Genomic DNA, 17,581 nt, shown 5'->3' on the forward strand with positions numbered 1-17,581 from the left:
AATCGCAGTCTTTTCAAAGAAATCCCGGGAGTTGTCATGTTGGAAGCCTACCGCCACCACGTAGCCGAGCGCGCCGCGCTTGGCATCCCGCCGCTGCCGCTGAACGCCCAGCAGACGGCCGACGTCATCGAACTGCTGAAGAACCCGCCCGCCGGCGAAGCCGAGTTCCTGCTGGAACTGCTGACCCACCGCGTGCCGGCCGGCGTCGATGACGCCGCCAAGGTCAAGGCCTCGTACCTGGCCGCGATTGCCCTGGGCAGCGAAGTCAATGCGCTGATCAGCCGCGAGCGCGCCACCGAACTGCTGGGCACCATGCTCGGCGGTTACAACGTCGCCCCGCTGGTGCAGCTGCTGGATGACGCCGTGGTCGGCGCCATCGCCGCCGACGCGCTGAAGAAGACCCTGCTGGTCTTCGACGCCTTCCACGACGTGCAGGAAAAGGCCAAGGCCGGCAATGCCAACGCCCAGGGCGTGCTGCAGAGCTGGGCCGATGCCGAATGGTTCACCAGCCGTCCGCAGGTGCCCGAAAGCCTGACCATCACCGTGCTCAAGGTGACCGGCGAAACCAACACCGACGACCTGTCGCCGGCCCCGGACGCCACCACCCGCCCGGACATCCCGCTGCACGCCCTGGCGATGCTGAAGAACAAGCGCGATGGCATCGAGCCGGAAGAAGACGGCAAGCGCGGCCCGGTCAAGTTCCTGGAATCGCTGAAGGACAAGGGCCACCTGGTGGCCTACGTGGGCGACGTGGTCGGTACCGGTTCGAGCCGCAAGTCGGCCACCAACTCGGTGCTGTGGTTCACCGGTGAAGATATTCCGTTCATCCCGAACAAGCGCTTCGGCGGCGTGTGCCTGGGTTCCAAGATCGCCCCGATCTTCTACAACACCATGGAAGATGCCGGCGCGCTGCCGATCGAACTCGACGTGTCGCAGATGAACATGGGCGATGTGATCGAGCTGCGCCCGTACGACGGCAAGGCCCTGAAGGACGGTGCGGTGATCGCCGAGTTCAAGGTCAAGTCCGACGTGCTGTTCGACGAGGTGCGCGCCGGTGGCCGCATTCCGCTGATCATTGGCCGCGGCCTGACCGCCAAGGCGCGTGAAGCGCTGGGCCTGGCCCCGACCGATCTGTTCCGCCTGCCGATGGACCCGCCGGATACCGGCAAGGGCTTCTCGCTGGCGCAGAAGATGGTCGGCCGCGCCTGTGGCCTGCCGGAAGGCCAGGGCATGCGCCCGGGCACCTACTGCGAACCGAAGATGACCTCGGTGGGCTCGCAGGACACCACCGGCCCGATGACCCGTGACGAGCTGAAGGACCTGGCCTGCCTGGGCTTCTCGGCCGACCTGGTGATGCAGTCGTTCTGCCACACCGCGGCGTACCCGAAGCCGGTGGACGTCAAGACCCACCACACCCTGCCGGAGTTCATCTCCACCCGTGGCGGCATCTCGCTGCGTCCGGGCGACGGCGTGATCCACAGCTGGCTCAACCGCATGCTGCTGCCCGACACCGTCGGCACCGGCGGCGATTCGCACACCCGTTTCCCGGTGGGCATTTCGTTCCCGGCCGGCTCGGGCCTGGTCGCCTTCGCGGCCGCCACCGGCGTGATGCCGCTGGACATGCCCGAATCGGTGCTGGTGCGCTTCAAGGGCACCATGCAGCCGGGCGTGACCCTGCGTGACCTGGTCAACGCGATTCCGCTGTACGCGATCAAGTCCGGTCTGCTGACCGTGGCCAAGGCCGGCAAGAAGAACATCTTCTCCGGTCGCATCCTGGAAATCGAAGGTCTGCCGGAGCTGAAGGTCGAGCAGGCGTTCGAACTGTCCGATGCCTCGGCCGAACGTTCGGCCGCCGGTTGCTCGGTGCACCTGAACAAGGAGCCGATCATCGAGTACCTCACCAGCAACATCACGCTGCTGAAGTGGATGATCGCCGAGGGTTACCAGGACGCCCGTTCGCTGGCGCGCCGCATCGAGAAGATGGAAGCCTGGCTGGCCAACCCGGAGCTGCTGGCTCCGGACGCCGACGCCGAGTACGCCGCCGTCATCGAGATCGACCTGGCCGACATCCACGAGCCGATCGTGGCCTGCCCGAACGATCCGGACGACGTCAAGACGCTGTCGGACGTGGCCGGCGCGGCCATCGATGAAGTCTTCATCGGTTCGTGCATGACCAACATCGGTCACTTCCGTGCGGCGGCCAAGCTGCTGGAAGGCAAGCGCGACATCCCGACCAAGCTGTGGGTGGCCCCGCCGACCAAGATGGATGCCTCGGAGCTGACCAAGGAAGGCCATTACGGCACCTTCGGCACCGCCGGCGCACGCATGGAAATGCCGGGCTGCTCGCTGTGCATGGGCAACCAGGCACAGGTGCGTGAGGGCGCGACCGTCTTCTCGACCTCGACCCGCAACTTCCCGAACCGTCTGGGCCGCAACTCCAACGTGTACCTGGGTTCGGCCGAACTGGCCGCGATCTGCTCGCGTCTGGGTCGCATCCCGACCAAGGAAGAGTACATGGCCGACATCGGCGTGCTGGATGCCAGCAGCAAGGACATCTACCGCTACATGAACTTCGACCAGATCGAGGACTACCAGGACGTGGCCAAGACGGTTGCTGCCTGATGCGTTGCCGGCCGATGGCCGGCAACCGGTAGCCATCGACCGTTGGTCGATGGGCTGAAAACAAAAAACCCCCGGTGAAAGCCGGGGGTTTTTCGTTGTAATGCGTAGATTCCGTAGCGCCGGGCGCTGCCCGGCTGCCGTTCGCGCGGACCGCCCCAGCCGGGCAGAGCCCGGCTCTACGTGATTCGGACGGCCGGGCAGAGCCCGGCGCTACGTGGCTGGCGGTGAGCCGCCGGGCATGCGTTATGCGCGCGCCATGGCCATCAGTCGTTCGGCGATGCGTTCCAGCGGGACCATTTCTTCAGTGGCACCGAGCTTGTAGGCCGCGCCGGGCATGCCCCAGACCACGCTGGTGGCTTCGTCCTGCACCAGGGTGGGGGCGCCGGCGTTGCGCAGTTCCAGCAGGCCGCGCGCGCCGTCGTCGCCCATGCCGGTGAGGATCGCGCCGATCGCGTTGGCGCCGGCGCTTTCGGCCACCGAACGGAACAGCACGTCCACTGCCGGCTTGTGCCGGTTCACGGCCGGGCCGTCGTCGACGCGGCAGCGCCAGCGCGCACCGTCGCGGATGATCCGCAGGTGCTTGCCGCCGGGCGGGAGGTAGGCGTGGCCAGGCAGTACCGCTTCACCGTCGCTGGCTTCGCGCACGGACATCGCCGAATGGCGGTCCAGGCGTTCGGCGAACGGGGTACTGAAAGTAGCGGGCAAGTGCTGGGTCATCACCACCGCCGGCGCGTCGGCCGGCATGCCTTCCAGCACCACGCGCAGGGCTTCGGTGCCGCCGGCCGAGGCGCCGATGGCGATCAGGCGGTCGGTGGTGCGGAACTGGATCGCGCGCGGCGTGGCGGCCGGGGCCACCGCGTCCAGGGTGATGCGCGGAGCGCTGGGGCGGGCGAGGGTACGCACGCGGGAGCGCGCGGCCATCTTGACCTTGCCGATGATCTCTTCGGCATACGCCTGCAGCCCGCGGGCGACGTCGAATTTCGGCTTGGACACGAAATCCACCGCGCCCAGCGCCAGCGCCTGCAGGGTGGTGTCGGCGCCACGTTCGGTCAGCGAGGAGATCATCACCACCGGCAACGGGTGCAGCCGCATCAGGTTTTCCAGGAACGCCAGGCCGTCCATGCGCGGCATTTCGACGTCCAGGGTAATCACGTCCGGGGCCAGGCGCTTGATCTTCTCGCGGGCCAGCAACGGGTCGGCGGCGGTGCCGACCACCTCGATATCGCGGTCGCTGGCGAGGATTTCGCTGAGCATCTGCCGTACCACGGCGGAGTCGTCGACGATCAGCACGCGACAGGGGCCGGTCTGGGTCATTCGAACAGCTCCACGCCACCGGTGACCGGGGCCTTGGACAGGCGGGCGCGCACGGCCGATTCGGTGGCGGCCACTTCGGCTTCATGCGCATGCGGCAGGCGCTGCACGACGACGCGACCAGTATCGGCGAAGAACCACACCTTGCGCGGATGGATGCCGCACAGGTCCTCGGCCAGCACCGGGATGTGCTCTGCCTGCAGGTACTGGCGCACGAACTCGGCGTTGCGGGTGCCCACCGGGTTGCTGGTGAAGCCCTTCAACACGTTGGCACCGCCGAACACCTTGGCTTCCAGGCGCTTGCGGTGCGCGCCGCGCTTGAGCAGGTCGTTGATCAGCAGTTCCATGGCATAGCTGCCATAGCGGGCGGGCGCGCCGTCGCCGACGTTGCCTTCGGGCAGCAGGAAGTGGTTCATGCCGCCGATCTTCAGCACCGGGTCGCGCAGGCAGGCGGCCACGCACGAACCTAGCGTGGTGGTCAGCGCGGTGTCGTCGTCCACCACCAGGTACTGGGTGGGCAACAACTTGGCGGCCGTTACCTTGAAGCGGCTGTCGAAGTAGCGCATCACATCGTCATTGCGGATCACGGCGTTCATACCGGGGCTCCGGGGGCGCGTTTGTACAGCGTGCGCCCGCACGGCTGGATCAGGTCGGCGGCGTGCAGGTAGTTCTCCGAGTGGCCGGTGTAGAGCAGGCCGTCATCGCCCATGTGCTGGATCAGCCGCGACAGGATGCCGCGCTGGGTGGGCTTGTCGAAATAGATCATCACGTTGCGGCAGAACAACGCATCGAACGGGCCGCCGACGTCGTAGCGGCTGCTGAGCAGGTTGAGCGGGCGGAAGTCGATCAGGTCGCGCAGGGCCGGGTTGACCCGGCAGCTGCCTTCGTTGGGACCGCTGCCGCGCTGGAAATAGCGCTTCTTGATCGCCGGGTCGAGTCCGGACACCCGGTCGATGGCGTACACACCGCGGCTGGCGGTGGCCAGGACCTGGGTGTCCACGTCGGTGGCGAGGATCCGTACCGGCGGCTTGAGCGTGCCGAAGGCTTCGCAGGCGGTGATGGCCATGGAGTAAGGCTCCTCGCCGGTGGAGGCCGCGCACGACCACAGCTGCAGGGTGCCGTGGCCGGACCGCGCGCGCAGTTCGGTGTCGAGCTTTTCGAAGTGGTGCGGTTCGCGGAAGAACGCGGTGAGGTTGGTGGTCAGTGCGTTGGTGAACGCCTGCCATTCGTCGCCACCGTCGCGTTCGAGCTGATCCAGGTAGTCGTGGAAGTTGCGCAGGCCCAGCGCCCGCAGGCGCCGCGACAGGCGGCCGTAGACCATGTCGCGCTTGGCCGGTGCCAGCGAGATGCCGACACGCTGGTAGATCAGGTCGCAGACGCGGCGGAAATCACGATCGGCGAACTCGAATTCGCGGCCGTTCTGGGCGGTGGTGGCAGGGGCAGAAGGCGTGGACACGGGCGGACTCGAAGGAGGGTGGGGAGGCGGCGGCCGGGTGGCCACCGCGAAGGCTCAGAACTCTTGCCAGTTGCCGTCGTCCGGCGTGGTGCGTGGCGCGCGCGGGGCGGGCGCGGCACGTACCGGGCTGGGCGCGGCCGAACGGGCCGCAGGCCGTGCCGGGGCGGGCACCACCACGCGCGCGGTGACCGCGCTGACGGCGGCGGCCACGTGGTTGTCCAGGCGGAAGATGGCCACGGCGTCGGACAGCTGGCCGGCCTGTTCTTCCATCGCGCGCGCTGCGGCGGTGGCTTCCTCGACCAGTGCGGCGTTCTGCTGGGTGGTCTCGTCCATCTGCACCACGGTCTGGTTGACCTGGTCGATGCCGGCCGACTGTTCCTGCGAGGCCGCGGAGATCTCGGCCATGATGTCGGTCACGCGCTGCACCGAGGCGACGATCTCGCCCATGGTGGTGCCGGCCTTGCGCACCAGCGCCGAGCCGTCGGCCACGCTGGCCACCGAGTCGTCGATCAGGCCCTTGATCTCCTTGGCCGCACCGGCCGAACGCTGGGCCAGGGTGCGCACTTCGGAGGCGACCACGGCGAAGCCGCGGCCCTGTTCGCCGGCACGCGCGGCTTCCACGGCCGCGTTCAGTGCCAGGATGTTGGTCTGGAAGGCGATGCCGTCGATGACCGAGATGATCTCGGCGATGCGCTTGGAGCTGGCTTCGATCGCGCTCATCGTGGTGACCACCTGGCCGACCACCTCGCCACCCTGGCTGGCCACGCCGTGCGCGCCGATGGCCAGCTGGTTGGCCTGGCGGGCATGCTCGGCATTCTGGCGCACGGTGGAGGTCAGCTCCTCCATCGAGGCTGCGGTTTCTTCCAGGTTGGCGGCCTGCTGTTCGGTGCGGCGCGACAGGTCACTGTTGCCGCTGGCGATCTCGCCGGCCGCCTGGTTGATGCTGCCTGCCGCGGTCTGGATCTGCCCGACGATCTGGGTCAGCTGGGACACGGTGGCGTTGGCATCGTCGCGCATGCTGGCGAACACGCCCTGGAAGTCGCCGTGCATGCGCACGGTGAGGTCGCCTTCGGCGATGCCCGAGAGCAGCTGCGAGAGCTTGCCCAGGTTGTCGTCGCTGACCTGCATCATCGCGTTGAGGTTGGCGATCATCAGGCGGAAGTCGTGGTCGAAGCGGGCGGTGTCGCCGCGCTGGCTGAAGTCACCGGCCGCCGCCGCCGCGCCCAGGCGCTTGATCTCGGCATTGATGCTGGCCAGGTTCTGCTTGACCGAATCGACGGTATCGGTGATGGCCGCCTTCTCGCCGGGGTAGCGCGCGATCTCGGCGGACAGGTCGCCCACCGCGTAGCGCTGCACCACCTGCAGGACGTTCTGCATGGTCTGCACGTGCGCGCCGACCAGGGTGTTGGTTTCGTGCACCATCAGCCCGTACTCGCCGGGGAAGGCGCTTTCGTCCATGCGGAAGCTGGTCTGGCCGGCGTCGTGGCGGCTGGCCATGTCGCGCTGGCCGCTGATCACCGCGTGCAACTGCTGTTGCATGCGCGCCATGCTTTCCAGCAGGCGGCCCGGCTCGTCGTGGGCCTGGGCGCCGATGCGGCTGTCGAGCTTGCCGGCAGCGATGCTCTCGGCGACCTGGGTGGCCTGGCGCAGCGGCAGGGTGATGCGGTTGCCGATCAGCCAGCTGAGGGCCAGCACGATCAGGACCATGGCGCCGCCGCTGGCGGTCATGATGGCGGTGAACACCAGCGCCTGGCGCTGCACGTCTTCCATGTACACGCCGCTGCTGATGACCCACTGCCATGGCTTGTACAGGCCAGCGTAGGACGACTTGTCGTACAGGCCTTCGGCACCGGCCTTGGCCCACCTGTAGGAGACCACGCCGCCACCCTGGCGGGCGACCTGCACCAGGTCGTGGAACAGCTGCACGCCGTCCTCGGAGCGGAACGCCTGCATGTCCTTGCCGATCAGGTCCTTGCGGAACGGATGCATGAGCACGCGGTACTGGGTGTCGTAGACGCTGTAGTAGTAGGCGTCGCTGTCGGCGCGCATGCGTGCGAGCGCTTCCAGTGCGGCAGCCTTGGCCGCCGGTTCGGTCAGCTCGCCGGTTTCGGCCAGGCGATGGTAGTGGTCCAGGATGCCGTAGGTGAGTTCGACCTGGATCTTCAGGCTGTCCTTGCGGGTATCGGTGAGGTCCAGGTACTGCATGCGCGCGGCGATCACGGCCAGGGCGATGACGCCGACGGCGATCAACGCGGTGAGCAGGTTGAGCTTGCGCCTGACGGACAGGTTGGAGAAGTACTGGTTCCAGCGGCTGATCAGATTCATGGGCAGGGCATCTTTGGTCGACGAACGTGTCGCGGCAATGCTGTTATCGGCCAAAGGCAGCGGCTATTGAGGGTGGGTGGCTGAGCGTATTCAGGTTGGGGTGGCGATTGCCCTGGAGGAGGCGTCACTCGATCTCGGGGCAAGAGCGCAGACCCGAATACCGGGGCCGCCGCCGGGGTGCTTCCGGGACAGGCCATCGGCGGTGGGCCGAAGGGCGCGTTCGGCGCGCGCGACGCCGCACTGTGTCGGATTCGACCTGTCGACGCGCCTGGGGGGTGAGAAAAATGTACCGCACATGGCGTTGGTCGATCGGTTTGGTTGTCCAATGCAGAGTCGAATGCGACGTATCAATGTCGCATCGGACCAAACACATGAAATATCGGTGTTTTCCTACCGAATGCACAGGATTTTCCGAGTGTTTATCGCTGGAATCTGGTCCTACTCTCCACGCCCACACACTCTCGCAATTGCAGCTGCGTGGTCGGGAAGATCGTCGGACAGTGCCTGGGCACTGCCGGGGAGGCGTTAGCCAGGACGCTCCGCCAACGCCGGATGGATCACGCAGCGCGATGGCAGCACATGGATGGCTACGATGGCCGACGGCACCAACACCAGTACAGTGGCGCGCAATGCACTCACCTGTCAGCCGGGGCAGGTAGGCACCTCCAGCGGTGACTACTACGCACCGCCGGACCGGCAGTTCGCCCCGGTACGGCACGGGAACGCGGTGCGCTCATTCACCGACGGCTGCTCGGCGATGCATGCGATGGCCGACGCGATCCGTGGCGCGCAGAAATTCATCTTCATTGCCGACTGGCAGCTGAACTTCGATACGGAGTTGACCGGGCGCGGTAATGGCTCGCATGGAGGGCGCTTGAGCGAACTGCTGTTTGACGCGATCAACGCGCGCGGCGTGGATGTGCGGATACTGCTGTATGACAGCATCGAGGCGGCGGCGTATACGCATGAAAATGAGGCGCGCGAAGCGCTGTACAAGATGCGCGATGAAAATACGCCGGGGAAGATCCAGGTCGGGCTGCATAATCCGGCAACCGGCCGTCGCGACAATTTCAACATCGGCTTTTCGCACCACCAGAAAATGCTGGTGGTGGATGGGAAATGTGGCTTCGTCGGCGGCCTGGACATTGCCCACGGGCGGTGGGATGACGGCAACTTCGATGTGGTCTGCGATCCCGTGCTGCACGTCCTCAATGACCATTACAACAACTGCCTGTTGAAGCCCAGGGGCATGACCGGCGATGAGCTGGACCTCACGGTTGACGTACCGGACGTCGGCCCCGACGCCAAGGGTCGGATACATCCAGGTTTCGCGCTCGCCTACCTGCCGGGAATGACCATTGCTGTGTATCGTCTGAAGGCCCAATGGATGGCCGGCGCCGCACTGGCCGAAATGCTGGATTATGCGGACAAGACCGCGATCAGCACCCGGGCCGAAGCGATGGGCGAACAGATGCTGAGCGATGCGATCATTTCGGCACTGCAGGAAATGATCGACATGAACGGTGTCAAGGAGTTCATTACGGTGGTGCGCACCATGCGCAGTCTGCTGGAGGGGATCAACATCGACCTGGAACAGGCCCGGCACAAGTACCGGGAAGTGACTGCTGCCGGTAACCGCACGCTGGACGAAGCCGCCAAGGGTGACCTTGAAGGGGCGCGTGATGCCGCTTGGGGCACGTTGGATGCGTTCACCGATATCGTTGCCAGGGATGTGGACCGCTGGCTGACCGAGAAAGGCGCCGCACTTGAGCGCTATCACCGCCGATATCTGGAGGTGAGGGGGCGGTTGAACGACTATTCCACCGATGCGTCCCAGGTGTTGGTGGATATCGAAAAAGGCAAGGCTGAAGTGTTTGAAAAGCTCGATAGCGCCCGGGAGAAGTGGGCGGCATTCCAAACGTGGATTGCCGAGGGCGTCGATGAATCCCGGACCCTGCTCGACAGCGGTCGCCAGCCGCGGATGCCCTGGCAGGACGTGCATGCATGTATCGAGGGCCCGGCAGTATTCGACATCTGCCGGAATTTCATGCATCGCTGGAATGCCATGGTGTGGCAGAACCAGCGCGGAGCGGCCATGCCCGGCAAACTGGCCGTTGGGGGTATCAATGCCGGTATCGATCTGGCCGCGGAGTACGGCCAGCAGATGCCGCGCCAGCACTCCATCGGGCGTGGCCTGGAATTGACCGCGCTGGCAGATGACTGGGTGCGGGCCATGGGAGGCACGCACGCCCTGTTCGGCGATCTGTGTGCCCCCGGCACTGCAGGCGGCATCAGCGTACAGATCGTGCGATCGTCCGGCACGGCACTGCACGATATGGAGCGCAGGGCGTGCCGGAAGTACGGCCTGGACCTTGTTGATGGCAGTGACCTTGCGTCCTACTGGGAGCGCGACCAGCCCATGCGCTCCATCCAGGACGCAATGCTCAACTGCATCGCCTCTGCCAAGGCCTTTGTGTATATCGAGACCCAGTTCCTGATTTCAGACTGCGGCTTCTCCGATGCCGAGCCGGGGCGGGCATTGGACAGAAGCATCCGTAACAGTCGGCGCGGTCCGTCGACCGAGGAAGAAGAAAAGACTGCCCGTCGCACCACGCGGGGGCTGGGCATCGCCGGCGGCCCGCTGGATGCGGTGCTGCCGGGTACGCCGGTTGCAGACACGCTCGCGTTCAAGCCCGGCGTGCCCTCGGCCGCCAAGAACACCTTGGTGGAGGTGATCGCCACCCGCATTGCCAAGGCGATTCGCAGCGGCATGGGTTTCCATGTCTACATGACCTTGCCGGTGCATCCGGAAGGCAGTCTGAAAGATGGCGCTGTGGTCAAGCAGCACTACTGGCTGCAGCAGAGCCTGTTGCGCGGAAACCACAGCCTGATTCGCCGCATCTGCCGGGCCCTGGTGGCCAAGCGACTGGGTATCCGGGATGTAAGCGTCAGCGAGAAAGATCTCGGCACCGAAGTTGCTGCGGGCACATGGAAGGACTATCTGACCGTACTCAACCTGCGCAGCTATGGTGTGTTGAAGGACGTCAATCACGACAAGTACACAGAAGGCCCGCGTACCGCAGGTGCCAGTGCGGCGAGTCCGCCGCTGTATGTGGTGACCGAGCAGTGCTATGTGCACTCCAAGCTACTGGTCGTGGATGACGCGGTGGCCATCATCGGCAGCGCCAACTGCAACGACCGCAGCCTGCAGGGCGATGGCGATACCGAGCTTGCGGCGGTGATCGTGGATACTGATACGTCGGTGCAGGATCTTGGTAATGGCGTGAAGGTGGTGACGCGGAAGTTTGCGCGGGATCTGCGGATACGGCTTTGGCAGAAGTTCCTGGGGATGTCGATTGAGGTTGAGGATGTCGAGGGACGAGGTCATAAGGACAAAGGTTATACGAATGCTATTGCAGAAGACGATGACCGCCATCCTCCGATAACGAGGCAGACTCATGATGGCCTGACTCTGCAGCGTCCGGTGTCGCTCGATGCCATCAGGTACATTCGAAAACTTGCGGACGATAACGCATCGGCTTATGAAGAAGTATTTACCAATGTCCCCTGCAACTGGATGCCTCGCTATGATTCTCCCCTTGCAGGGTTTCCGTCAAAGGAGTGGGATGAGAGCAAGCAGGCAGTGATGCGCTATCTGCACGCACAGCCGCCTGACCTGCAGCCAGCTTACATGGAGGTTGCCAGCGTCGTGCAGGGGTGGGTAACACGCACCGTTGGCCGCCACGCGGTAGCAAAGGCAATTGCTCGCCTGAGGGGTGGTTACGATGGCAGCCCAGTCAGTGGCTTCTGGGTAACGATGCCGCTTGATTGGGGGCATGGAATGGATGACCCTGCGCCGGCCATGCCGGTTGAGCTTATTGCCGCGGTTCCCCCGCAAGCCGGTCGGAAGGCGGGGCGTATACAGGCGTTTGAACATTCGGGCGTGAAGACCCCTACGGAGCGAGCATGATCTTTGAACGACCCCCCATCTCTCTGGCGCTGATCATGTGCGGTCTTGGCGTCGCGAGTGCAGCAACTGCCTGCACGGACCGCAGAGACCCGCTCGCCTCGCCAACTGCTGGTGTGGTGCTGCGCTTCGGTAACTCGCTGTCCTCCAACGTGTTTGTTTCCAATCCGGGCGTACACCGGGACGGCACCGTCACGCTTCCGGGTGTGACGCCGGAGGTCAAGGATGTGCCGCATGGCAAGTTTGATCAATGGGGTGGCAGGGTAATATTCATCGAGCCGGATGGGCGCGGCGGTCAGCGCATATGTCGCGTAGAAACCTGGGAGAGCAGGTCGATCGAGCCAACAAGCAAAGGCGCCCAAGAGCCCAGGATCAGGTTGCGTACGGATAGCCACGGAAAAGTCGGGGTTGTTGCTTATAAGCCAACGCCTGCGCAGGAGCGCAATCCTGTGCTGGCCCCGTTGCTGCCATATTATTTCATGAGTGGTGCGCGCGGCTACTTCTATGACAAACACAACAATATTGTGGAGGTGGCCACGTACAGGTCTCCGGAAGTGGATGCACTCAACAAGTATCCGATCAAGGTGGCAGCGCGGCGGGTTCGCAACTGCTTCAACTATCGCGACGGAAAGGTGGTGGCGGCCGCGAGGCCAGAGCATGAGATTGCAGCCACGTTGCCGGACTTCTCTTGTGATGAACTGGCTCGTGGTGACGTGTCATATCGAGAGTACAAGTACAATTCCGACGGCACTCTGCGCGCAGCAGTTAGTTATAACGAGAGAGGTGCGCGAGATAAGAGCAGTGTGTCTACACCTGGTCACGGAGGTGGTAGTGGCACGGTGCGGTTCTTGCACGGCACAGAAGAAAAGGAGGCGACAACGGCTTCCTTCAGATTCAGTGCGTTGAATTCGGTGACGAGTTTATATACCACACAAATGGATCTCTTCATGGACGACGCGCAGCCGCTGTACGCGGAGCGCTCAACGAGTGGCGGGGCAAAGCTCAGATACAGCTTCCCTGACCAGGCGGTTCCACTTTCAGCAATGGACAACAAGTTCGCCAATCTCGAGCGCTACCCGCGCATCAAAATGTACTCCCACCGCAGCGGCATGGTCATCTATGAAATGTTCGATGCAGGCGCCCGTACGCCGCGGCAGCGGCAATGGCGCGCACTCGATCTGAGCCGACAGGAGTTCTACAGCGGCAACGGCAAGCTCACCCGGGTGATCCACTTCGGGTCAGCGTCGCCTGATGCCTACAAGGAAGACCTCAGGGCTCACGCCGAATCCGGTGTGCTCAAGGTCACCCCGACCACCAGCGGCTATGCCAGCTACCGCGTCTATGACTACAACACGCGAGGCAAGGAGAGCCTTGTCTTCGTCTGCTGGGAACAGGACGTGCCCAGCAACAGGCCGTTACGGCACTTCCCCTGGTGGACGCCAGACCCTGCACCGAAGCGCGGCGAGGAGGAAGCATTGATGTATGGCATGACCAAAGTTGCCAACCAATGTGGCACGCCGGATGGAAAGATGCTCATCGAAGGGCTTTGGCCTATCAAGGAATACATGGCGACGACGTATGGATACGACGTGGAGAAGCTCAGCTATGGCCAAAAGCAGTGAGGGCAGGTAGCTGGGCGCATCCAGGTTGCGGTACAGGCACTCCATGGATGGCCGCCCGCGTGCCCGCCGGTAGAGCTGACCGTGGGTCTGCTGCGCGCGGTGCCGGAGGGTAGCGCCGACCGTTGATCGGCTGCAGGCGGTGATGGACGGTGCGCAGCCGACCAACGGTCGGCTCTACTGGTGCTCGCGGGGGCATGCGCCTTGCCAACAAAAAGGCCCCGATGGGTATCGGGGCCTTCTGTCATGCGGGATTGCAGGCTGCTGGCGCGCTTAGAACTCCTGCCAGTCGCCGTCGGCCAGTTCGGTGGCGACCGGGCGGGCTGCTGCGCGGCGGACCGGGGCCGGGGCGGCGGCAACCGGGCGTGCGGCACGCGGGGCCGGGGTGGCCACGGCTGCCGGCGGCAGCACCACGTCATGCGCGTCGAGCTTGAAGATCGATACCGCGTCGCTGAGGTGGCCGGCCTGTTCTTCCATCGAGCGGGCGGCGGCGGTGGCTTCTTCCACCAGCGCGGCGTTCTGCTGGGTGGTTTCGTCCATCTGCACCACAGTCTGGTTGACCTGCTCGATGCCGGCCGACTGTTCCTGCGAGGCGGCGGAAATCTCGGCCATGATGTCGGTCACGCGCTGCACCGAGGCGACGATCTCGCCCATGGTCGCGCCGGCCTTGTGCACCAGCGCCGAGCCGTCGTTGACCTTGCCGACCGAGTCGTCGATGAGGCCCTTGATCTCCTTGGCCGCACCGGCCGAACGCTGGGCCAGGGTGCGCACTTCGGAGGCGACCACGGCAAAGCCGCGGCCCTGTTCGCCGGCACGCGCCGCTTCCACGGCCGCGTTCAGCGCCAGGATGTTGGTCTGGAAGGCGATGCCGTCGATGACCGAGATGATCTCGGCGATCTTCTTGGACGAGGTCTGGATCGCGCTCATGGTGGTCACCACCTGGCCGACCACATCACCGCCCTGGCTGGCCACGCTGTGCGCGCCGATGGCCAGCTGGTTGGCCTGGCGGGCATGCTCGGCGTTCTGGCGCACGGTGGAGGTGAGTTCCTCCATCGAGGCCGCGGTTTCTTCCAGGTTGGCCGCCTGCTGTTCGGTGCGGCGCGACAGGTCGCTGTTGCCCGTGGCGATCTCGCTGGCCGCCGAGCTGATGGCCTGGCTGGAGTGCTTGATCTTGGTGACGATGCCGCTGAGCTGTTCGGCGGTGGCATTGGCGTCGTCGCGCATGGTGGCGAACACGCCCTGGAAATCACCGTGCATGCGCACCGTGAGATCACCCTGCGACAGCGCGGTGAGCAGGCCGGAGATCTGCTCGATGCTGGCCGCGTTGGCGTCCAGCAGGCCGTTGATCTGCTGGGCCAGCTGCAGGAAGAAGCCTTCCTTGCCGTCGGCGCGGATGCGGCCGGACAGGTCGCCGGCGGCGGCCTGGGCAATCACGCGGGCCACTTCGGCTTCGACCAGCGCTTCCGGCGTACGGTCGCGCCACTCGACCACGTGGCCGACGCTCTCGCCTTCTTCGTTGCGGATGGTGGAGACCACCTGGGCGAACTGCGCATCGCCGAACTGCATGGCGCGACGGGCCACGCCGTTGGCCTTGAGGTTGTTCAGCAGGGTGGCATCCATCTCGCCGCGGTGCTCGAGCACGGTCAGCGGGCGGCCCACCAGCGAGGTATTGGCATCGAAATCGGGCAGGTGCTTGCGCAGCTCCTCCTGGTACTGGGACAGGCTCTGCTCGAGTGCGCGGTTGGCGTACACGATGTTGAGCTGGTTGTCGGTCAGGTACACGCCGGTGGAGCTGTAATCCAGCGCGGTGCGGATGCGCAGGTTCTCGCGGGCGATGGCCTGGTCGGTTTCGGTGCGCTCGCGCAGGTCGCGCTGCATGCGCTGCATGGCCTGCATCAGGTCGCCGACTTCATCCTTGCGGGTGACGTCGATATGGCCGTCAAGCTTGCCGCCAGCCACGTCATTGGCGACCGACACGGCGCCGCGCATGCTGCCAACCAGCGAGCGGGCAAACAGGTACACCAGCACCAGACCAAGTGCGGCACCGCCGAGCAGGGCGATGATGGTCAGGGTGGCCGAGGCGGCATAGGTCGATTCGGCCTCATCGCGCGAGGCGCGGGCAAGGCGGTTGTCTTCGGCGATCAGGGCTTCCAGCGCCGAGGAGGCTTTCAGGTGCTTGGTGCGGGTTTCGCCGACGAAGGTGTCCACGGCGTCATCGGGGAGATCCAGTTCCAGCATCTCGGTGACGGCATCGTAGGAGGCCAGCGAGTCTTTCCAATCCTTGGCGAAGGTGTCAAACAGCTTCTTCTGCTGGGGATTGTCGATCAATTCGGGGTATTTCTTGATGGACAGGTCGATCTTGCCGCGCAGTTCGGCGGCGCGCTTCTTGGCGTCGGCCTTGACGTCGTCGCTGGCGCGGATCAGGCCCTGGTAGGCCGAGTTGCGGTATTCGCCGACCATGCCGCGGATTTCACCGGCGGTGCGGATGCTCTCCATCCGGTGGCCAGCCAGTTCGGTGGTGACGTTGTTGAGCGAGTAAAGCCCGCGATACGCCACGATGCCCTGCAGCAGCATCACCAGCAGGAGGACACCGAAAGTCAGCATCAACTTCGGCATCAGTTTGAGGTTGTTGATCCAGGGCATGGGCGGTGCGATCTCCAGTGGCAAACGCGTCCGGGCGTCGTGCCCGGTTGCAGCGACCACGCCGGCCAGTGCCGGCGTGGCATGGCGTACGGCGGATTACTTGATGTTGGCGAGCTTGAGGCCGGCCGGCGAGCTGACTTCGATTTCAGCACGCGATGCGTCACGGGCGATCTTGCCGATCACGCACACGGTCTTGCCTTCCAGGCTTTCCAGCGGGAAGCTGAACTTGCCGCGGTTGGCGCCGGCGATGCGGGCCGAGAAGGTGTGGCGCGGGAACGCGCCGCCCATGTACAGGAAGGTCGGCTGGCCTTCGGAGCCTTCGGCGTAGCGGGCCTTTTCGACCTTGCCGCAGACCATGCCGTCCTTGCCGACCGAGCGCGGCGCCATTTCCGGCGGGATCATCTCGGCCGACTGGGCGAAGGCGGACGAGGCAGAGGAGGCGAGGACGGCAACCGAGAACAGCGCAAGCAGGGACTTCATCGGGAAGAATCTCCGGGGGAAATTGGACGAGTTGGCCCGGCCTTGGGCAGCCCTACACAGCCGGGTCCTGAAGCAGCTATCGGCCGTCGCGCAGGGAACTGAAGAACTTTTTTCACAACCCGGTCGAATCGACCGGGATGGGTGGGGCACGATCAGGCGGCGGCGTCTTCGACCTGGGCCGGCTGGCCCATGTCGGCGCTGTCGAGCAGGGTTTCGATATCCAGCAGGATCAGCATGCGATCGTCCTGGGTGCCGATGCCGGAGATGAAGCGGGTATCGACGGCGGCGCCAAACTCGGGGGTGGGGCGGATCTGGTCGGCGTTGAGCGGGATGACGTCGGAGACGCTGTCGACGACGATGCCGACGACGCGGTCTTCGACGTTGAGCACGATCATGACGGTGAAGGCGTCATACGTGGCCTTTTCCAGGCGCAGCTTGAGGCGCAGGTCGATGACCGGGACGATGGTGCCGCGCAGGTTGATGACACCCTTGATGTAATCGGGGGCATCGGGCACGCGGGTAACCGAGTCGTAGCCACGGATTTCCTGGACCTTGAGGATGTCCACGCCGTAGTGCTCGGCGCCGAGGGTGAAGCTGAGATACTCGCCACCGCTGCTGGCGGCGTTGGGGTTGCTGTCGTTCATGGAAGGAATCCTGGGTCGGGCGTGGCGGTAAGGAAAAACCGGGCGTCACGCTCAATATCGGCCTGGAGTCGGGCGACTTTAGAGGAGGTGGTCTGTTGCGGCGGACAGCTATTCACTGCTGATGCGCGGCGGGCGGTGCCAGGCCCTGCCGGGACACGCCGCAAGTACGTCCGTGTAGGCTCGTGAGCGCCATCCATGGCGCCCAACGGTCCCGGCAGGGCCTGGCACCGCCCGCCCCACAGGTTCCGTGATCGGTTGGATAAAGCCGCCAGTGGTGAGGAGGGGTAGTGCCGAGCGTTGCTCGGCACCTACACCTCACCCTCTCAGGCGCTGCGTGCTCTTGATCTCAACACGGCGAAAGCCATCTGCGCTGGGGCGGCACGGGTGGGTTGGCGGGACCGTTGGGCGCCATGGATGGCGCCCACGAGCCTCCAAGGATGGATTCACGGCGTGTCCCGCCAACCCACCCGTACCGACCCACTCCAACAGACCGAACCGCCGCAGTTGCAGTTGA

Annotated in this window: 10 protein-coding genes; 3 read left to right on the forward strand and 7 right to left on the reverse strand. The window is 65.0% G+C overall.

What is annotated here, in order from left to right; all coding sequences use genetic code 11:
• Positions 1 to 36: 36 nt before the first annotated feature.
• Positions 37 to 2,622: a bifunctional aconitate hydratase 2/2-methylisocitrate dehydratase gene (acnB, locus tag AC6CHL_RS01060; protein ID WP_038688539.1), complete on the forward strand. Its 2,586-nt coding sequence runs from the start codon at positions 37 to 39 to the stop codon at positions 2,620 to 2,622.
• Between the two features lie 243 nt (positions 2,623 to 2,865).
• Here the strand turns inward: acnB and AC6CHL_RS01065 are convergent, their stop codons facing one another.
• From AC6CHL_RS01065 to AC6CHL_RS01080, 4 genes are read right to left on the reverse strand one after another with little or no spacing between them, the layout of a single operon-like run.
• On the reverse strand, positions 2,866 to 3,936 hold the full coding sequence (locus tag AC6CHL_RS01065; protein WP_038688537.1) for a protein-glutamate methylesterase/protein-glutamine glutaminase: 1,071 nt from the start codon (positions 3,934 to 3,936) through the stop codon (positions 2,866 to 2,868).
• The gene (gene cheD, locus AC6CHL_RS01070; RefSeq protein ID WP_038688535.1) at positions 3,933 to 4,529 is read right to left on the reverse strand and encodes a chemoreceptor glutamine deamidase CheD; all 597 of its coding nucleotides are present in this window, start codon (positions 4,527 to 4,529) and stop codon (positions 3,933 to 3,935) included. The genes AC6CHL_RS01065 and cheD overlap by 4 nt, the downstream gene beginning before the upstream one ends.
• Positions 4,526 to 5,389: a CheR family methyltransferase gene (locus AC6CHL_RS01075; RefSeq protein ID WP_038688533.1), complete on the reverse strand. Its 864-nt coding sequence runs from the start codon at positions 5,387 to 5,389 to the stop codon at positions 4,526 to 4,528. The genes cheD and AC6CHL_RS01075 overlap by 4 nt, the downstream gene beginning before the upstream one ends.
• Positions 5,390 to 5,443: 54 nt before the next feature.
• Positions 5,444 to 7,714 (reverse strand): methyl-accepting chemotaxis protein, encoded by a 2,271-nt coding sequence (locus AC6CHL_RS01080; RefSeq protein ID WP_498292891.1) that lies wholly within the window; start codon positions 7,712 to 7,714, stop codon positions 5,444 to 5,446.
• Positions 7,715 to 8,306: 592 nt separating this feature from the next.
• On the opposite strand from AC6CHL_RS01080, the gene AC6CHL_RS01085 reads away from it, so the two are divergent.
• The gene (locus AC6CHL_RS01085; RefSeq protein ID WP_498292893.1) at positions 8,307 to 11,684 is read left to right on the forward strand and encodes a phospholipase D-like domain-containing protein; all 3,378 of its coding nucleotides are present in this window, start codon (positions 8,307 to 8,309) and stop codon (positions 11,682 to 11,684) included.
• Complete coding sequence (locus AC6CHL_RS01090) at positions 11,681 to 13,303, forward strand: hypothetical protein (protein ID WP_498292895.1); 1,623 nt, start codon at positions 11,681 to 11,683, stop codon at positions 13,301 to 13,303. The genes AC6CHL_RS01085 and AC6CHL_RS01090 overlap by 4 nt, the downstream gene beginning before the upstream one ends.
• 270 nt (positions 13,304 to 13,573) lie before the next feature.
• Here AC6CHL_RS01090 and AC6CHL_RS01095 read toward each other — a convergent pair whose 3' ends face one another.
• The 3 genes from AC6CHL_RS01095 to AC6CHL_RS01105 all read right to left on the reverse strand — a co-directional run bounded on the left by AC6CHL_RS01095 (position 13,574) and on the right by AC6CHL_RS01105 (position 17,067).
• On the reverse strand, positions 13,574 to 15,943 hold the full coding sequence (locus tag AC6CHL_RS01095; protein WP_498292897.1) for a methyl-accepting chemotaxis protein: 2,370 nt from the start codon (positions 15,941 to 15,943) through the stop codon (positions 13,574 to 13,576).
• Between the two features lie 96 nt (positions 15,944 to 16,039).
• Positions 16,040 to 16,423 (reverse strand): hypothetical protein, encoded by a 384-nt coding sequence (locus AC6CHL_RS01100; RefSeq protein WP_038688529.1) that lies wholly within the window; start codon positions 16,421 to 16,423, stop codon positions 16,040 to 16,042.
• A 152-nt stretch (positions 16,424 to 16,575) separates the two neighbouring features.
• Complete coding sequence (locus AC6CHL_RS01105; protein ID WP_038688527.1) at positions 16,576 to 17,067, reverse strand: chemotaxis protein CheW; 492 nt, start codon at positions 17,065 to 17,067, stop codon at positions 16,576 to 16,578.
• Positions 17,068 to 17,581 lie beyond the last annotated feature (514 nt).

It is taken from the genome of Stenotrophomonas sp. GQ19 (assembly GCF_059758695.1).

Coding starts and splice junctions, on each gene's coding strand:
- acnB (WP_038688539.1), top strand. CDS start 37: ATGTTGGAAGCCTACCGCCACCACGTAGCCGAGCGCGCCGCGCTTGGC.
- AC6CHL_RS01065 (WP_038688537.1), bottom strand. CDS start 3,936: ATGACCCAGACCGGCCCCTGTCGCGTGCTGATCGTCGACGACTCCGCC.
- cheD (WP_038688535.1), bottom strand. CDS start 4,529: ATGAACGCCGTGATCCGCAATGACGATGTGATGCGCTACTTCGACAGC.
- AC6CHL_RS01080 (WP_498292891.1), bottom strand. CDS start 7,714: ATGAATCTGATCAGCCGCTGGAACCAGTACTTCTCCAACCTGTCCGTC.
- AC6CHL_RS01085 (WP_498292893.1), top strand. CDS start 8,307: ATGGCCGACGGCACCAACACCAGTACAGTGGCGCGCAATGCACTCACC.
- AC6CHL_RS01090 (WP_498292895.1), top strand. CDS start 11,681: ATGATCTTTGAACGACCCCCCATCTCTCTGGCGCTGATCATGTGCGGT.
- AC6CHL_RS01095 (WP_498292897.1), bottom strand. CDS start 15,943: ATGCCCTGGATCAACAACCTCAAACTGATGCCGAAGTTGATGCTGACT.
- AC6CHL_RS01100 (WP_038688529.1), bottom strand. CDS start 16,423: ATGAAGTCCCTGCTTGCGCTGTTCTCGGTTGCCGTCCTCGCCTCCTCT.
- AC6CHL_RS01105 (WP_038688527.1), bottom strand. CDS start 17,067: ATGAACGACAGCAACCCCAACGCCGCCAGCAGCGGTGGCGAGTATCTC.